Genomic DNA, 3,007 nt, shown 5'->3' with positions numbered 1-3,007 from the left:
GCGCCCACGAGCAGGGCCGGAGCGGCGAACAGGACGGCGGTGGCCGCGGCGAGCGGGGCGAGGGGTCGGCGCATGACCCAAGAGTGCCATTGCGCCCGGCAGTTCACGGCAGGTGGTCGGGCTCACATCGCGGTGACCGGGCCGATCGAGGATGATGACCGGATGCTCAGGTTCATGCCCGTCGGCGACTCGATGACCATCGGGAGCGCGGGTGAACACACCTGGCGCTACCGGCTGTGGCAGCACCTGTGCGCGGAGTACGGCGGCCCCTTCACCCTCGTCGGCCCGCGCGAGACGCTGCACGACCCGCAGACGGACGCCCCCACCTCGTACGCCTACGCGGACCCGGACTTCCCGCGCGGGCACCTGGCCGGCTGGGGCGAGGGCTGGCACCACATGGTGCCGCTGGTCGGCGAGGCCGTCCGGACGCTGCGCGCCGACGTGCTCCTGGTCTCCCTGGGCCTGATCGACCTCGGCTTCTACACGAACCCCGAGCAGACCGCGGACAACGTCCGCGGCTTCGTCGCGGCGGCCCGCGCGGCCAACCGGCGCGTGCGCCTGGTCCTGCTCCCGGTGATACCCAACATCCGCGCGGAGGCCGACCCGGACTTCGCCGCCCAGGTCGCCCGCTTCAACGACCTCCTGGCGAAGACGGCCGTCGACCTGGACACTCCGGAGTCCCCCGTCCTGCTGGCCGCGCTCCCGCCGTCGTACGACCTCCACACCGACACCTACGACGGCACCCACCCCAACGCGAGCGGCGAACACAGGATCGCCGAGGCCTTCGCGGAGGCGCTGTACCGGGGCTGGGAGCTGGGCGGGCCCTACGAGGCGGCGTAGGGGCTCGCTCCGGGGCGCCCGCTCCGGGGTGCCGGAAGGACCGGGAGGTTCCCGGTGGTTCCGGGCTCCCCCCGGTCCCCCCGGGCTTCCCCGGGTGGGCCGGGGCCGGTCCGGGCGGACCGGGGCGACTCCGGAGGCCGTCCTCGGGGCGTTCGGCCCTGCGGCCGGTCCGCGGCTCAGGCGTCCTCGACGATCTTGGTCGCGATGCCGTTGCTGAGGGTGACCTCGGCTCCGACGCCCTTCCTGGCCGCCGCCTCCAGCTCGGCCTCGGTGCACTCGGTGGCGCTCTGCCCCTGCGCGTCACCGCAGATGCCGCCGGCGCCCCAGATCTTCGTCTCCTCGGAGACGAAGAACGCCTGCTCGGTGCCCTTCGTGTCGGAGACCGTGTACTTGCCCGGCGCCAGGTAGGAGACGTTGCCGAACCAGGTTCCGCTGACGCCCTCGCCCTCGGCGACGCCCTCGGCGGAACCGGGCTGCCCGGTGGAGCCGGACCCCCCGCCGGCGGGCTGCTCGGTCACCGAGACCGCGGCGCCGTCCTTCATCTCCACGTCGGCGCTCACGGCGCCCTTCTTGGCCGCCGCCTCCAGCTCGGCCTCGGTGCACTCGGTGGCGCTCTGCCCCTGCGCGTCACCGCAGATGCCGCCGGCGCCCCAGATCTTCGTCTCCTCGGAGACGAAGAACGCCTGGTCGGTCTTGCCCGGCACGGACACGAGGTACTTGCCCGGGGCGAGGTGGGTGACCTTCCCGTTCTTGAACGAGCCGCTGACACCCTTCCCCGTGCCGGAGCCCGCCGCCTCCGCACCCGCGGCGGACGCGGCGGGTGCGGAGGACGCGGCGGACACGGCGGACGCGTTGTCGTCGGTGTCCTCGTTCTGGCACGCCGTCATCAGCAGACCGGCGGTGAGCGCGGTGGTGACGACGAGGGCCTTGCGCAGGCGGCGGTTCATCATGGGAGGTTCCTTCCGAGGGAGTGGCGGGGTGGCGGAGCGCCGGCGGCGTTCCCGCCCGTTTCCCGCCCTGTACTGATCATGACGCGCATCCCGGGCCCCGGGTGGCCTCCGTCGGCCCTTGAGAACATCTCTGTGACACCCCCGCGACACGGCAACACATCGCCTGCAAAAGGGAGTTCGTCGACGCGCCGCCTTGCGTCACGCGGGCCTGCGCGCCGTCTCCCCCGGAGCGCCGGGCGCGTCGCGGCCGCGTGGGCCCCCGGTACGTGACGGCGTCCGCTTGCCTGGAGCGCACTCCAGGCCGTTGGCTGGGTAACCATGAAGTACACACAGCTCGGACGCACGGGATTGAAGGTCGGCCGGATCGTCCTCGGCACGATGAACTTCGGTCCGCAGACCGACGAGGCCGACAGTCACGCCATCATGGACGCGGCGCTGGACGCCGGTGTCAACCTCTTCGACACCGCCAACGTCTACGGGTGGGGCGAGAACAAGGGCCGCACCGAGGAGATCATCGGCACCTGGTTCGCCCAGGGCGGCGAGCGGCGCGACAAGGTCGTGCTCGCCACCAAGGTGTACGGAAACATGGGCGCCGACGGCGAGCCGTGGCCCAACCACGACAAGCTGTCCGCCCTGAACATCCGGCGGGCCGTGGACGCCTCGCTGAAACGGCTGCGGACCGACCACATCGACCTGTACCAGTTCCACCACATCGACCGCGACACCTCGTTCGACGAGATCTGGCAGGCCGTCGACGTCCTGGTCCAGCAGGGCAAGATCCTGTACGCGGGGTCGTCCAACTTCCCCGGCTACAAGATCGCCCAGGCGAACGAGACCGCGGCCCGGCGCGGCGGGACCATCGGCCTGGTCAGCGAGCAGTGCCTCTACAACCTCGCCGAGCGCCGCGCCGAGATGGAGGTGATCCCGGCCGCGCGGGACTACGGGCTCGGGGTCATCCCCTGGTCGCCGCTGCACGGCGGACTGCTGGGCGGGGTGCTCAAGAAGGAGTCCGAGGGCAGGCGCCGCGCCACCGGCCGCTCGGCGGAGGCGCTGAAGAACACCGGGTTCCGCGAGAAGGTCCAGGCGTACGAGGACCTGCTCGACAAGCACGGCGTCGAGCCCGGCGAGGCCGCGCTGGCCTGGCTGCTGACCCGGCCCGGGGTGACCGGGCCGATCGTCGGCCCGCGCACCGCCGATTCCAGCTGCTCGGCGGTGCG

The 3,007-nt window shown here is 72.4% G+C and carries 3 protein-coding genes; 2 read left to right on the top strand and 1 reads right to left on the bottom strand.

All coding sequences use genetic code 11. From position 1 onward, the window contains the following. The first annotated feature begins 162 nt into the window (after positions 1-162). The gene (locus AOK18_RS26570; RefSeq protein WP_055695982.1) at positions 163-840 is read left to right on the top strand and encodes a GDSL-type esterase/lipase family protein; all 678 of its coding nucleotides are present in this window, start codon (positions 163-165) and stop codon (positions 838-840) included. 176 nt (positions 841-1,016) lie between these two features. Here the strand turns inward: AOK18_RS26570 and AOK18_RS26565 are convergent, their stop codons facing one another. Continuing rightward, entirely contained in the window at positions 1,017-1,790 is a 774-nt protein-coding gene (locus AOK18_RS26565; RefSeq protein WP_055695981.1) for a hypothetical protein, read from the bottom strand. 318 nt (positions 1,791-2,108) lie between these two features. Between AOK18_RS26565 and AOK18_RS26560 the strand changes: the two genes are divergently transcribed. After that, a partial coding sequence (locus AOK18_RS26560; protein WP_055695980.1) for an aldo/keto reductase occupies positions 2,109-3,007 on the top strand: 899 nt, incomplete at its 3' end.

This window comes from Streptomyces prasinopilosus (assembly GCF_001419695.1).
Taxonomy (GTDB): Bacteria; Actinomycetota; Actinomycetes; order Streptomycetales; family Streptomycetaceae; genus Streptomyces; species Streptomyces prasinopilosus.
This window is presented reverse-complemented; position numbering and strand designations above follow the sequence as displayed.

Bases quoted from the DNA above. Each gene is read 5' to 3' on its own strand.
- AOK18_RS26565 (WP_055695981.1), bottom strand. From the start codon at position 1,790: ATGATGAACCGCCGCCTGCGCAAGGCCCTCGTCGTCACCACCGCGCTC.
- AOK18_RS26570 (WP_055695982.1), top strand. From the start codon at position 163: ATGCTCAGGTTCATGCCCGTCGGCGACTCGATGACCATCGGGAGCGCG.